We start from the raw sequence: 822 nt of genomic DNA, 5'->3' as shown, positions 1-822 counted from the left end.
CTCGCCGCTACTTAGGAAATCGATGTTTCTTTCTCTTCCTCCGGGTACTTAGATGTTTCAGTTCCCCGGGTCTACCCCTGCATACCTATTTATTCAGTATGCAGTACATAGCTTACGCTATGTGGGTTCCCCCATTCGGAAATCTTTGGATCACTGGCTATTTGCGCCTACCCAAAGCTTATCGCAGCTTAACGCGTCCTTCTTCGGCTCCTAGTGCCAAGGCATTCGCCATGCGCCCTTTGTAGCTTGACCTTAAATCTTGTTTATTTGCATAAACAATTATATTACTTCTTATTAAAATATTAACATTGCGAAATTGTATTAAATAAATTATTAACTACTTACTTGGATTTTACAATCCGTATACGTAATCTAAATTTTTTTAAACAACTTTATTACACTGTGCAATTTTCAAAGAACATAAATGGTGGGTCTAGATGGACTCGAACCATCGACCTCACGCTTATCAGGCGTGCGCTCTAACCAGCTGAGCTATAGACCCATTAATGGTGGAGGTAAAGGGAATCGAACCCTTGACCCCCTGCGTGCAAGGCAGGTGCTCTCCCAGCTGAGCTATACCCCCATTATTAAAATCTAATTTTTATGAGAAACTACTTGGTCTCTCAAAATTAAACAGAAAATAGGTACGATTAATTACAATAGATTTTGAAGAATAATTAAATTCTTCTTTAACATCGACCGAAGTCAATGTTTCTACTCCCTAGAAAGGAGGTGATCCAGCCGCAGGTTCTCCTACGGCTACCTTGTTACGACTTCACCCCAATCACCGATCCCACCTTCGGCCGCTGACTCCTTACGGTT

Annotated in this window: 2 tRNA genes and 2 rRNA genes; all 4 read right to left on the bottom strand. The window is 41.5% G+C overall.

The features are described from left to right. A 23S ribosomal RNA gene (locus KPL38_RS19395) occupies nt 1-252 on the bottom strand; the annotation flags it as partial. Between the two features lie 173 nt (nt 253-425). Beyond that, nucleotides 426-502, bottom strand: a tRNA-Ile gene (locus tag KPL38_RS19390). A gap of 5 nt (nt 503-507) precedes the next feature. Further along, a tRNA-Ala gene (locus tag KPL38_RS19385) sits at nt 508-583 on the bottom strand. A gap of 142 nt (nt 584-725) precedes the next feature. Next, nucleotides 726-822 (bottom strand): 16S ribosomal RNA (locus KPL38_RS19380); the annotation flags it as partial.

It is taken from the genome of Clostridium psychrophilum (genome assembly GCF_018861705.1).
Classification (GTDB): domain Bacteria; phylum Bacillota; class Clostridia; order Clostridiales; family Clostridiaceae; genus Clostridium_AD; species Clostridium_AD psychrophilum.
The sequence above is the reverse complement of the archived record's forward strand: the minus strand, read 5'-3'. Positions and strand labels throughout refer to the sequence as shown.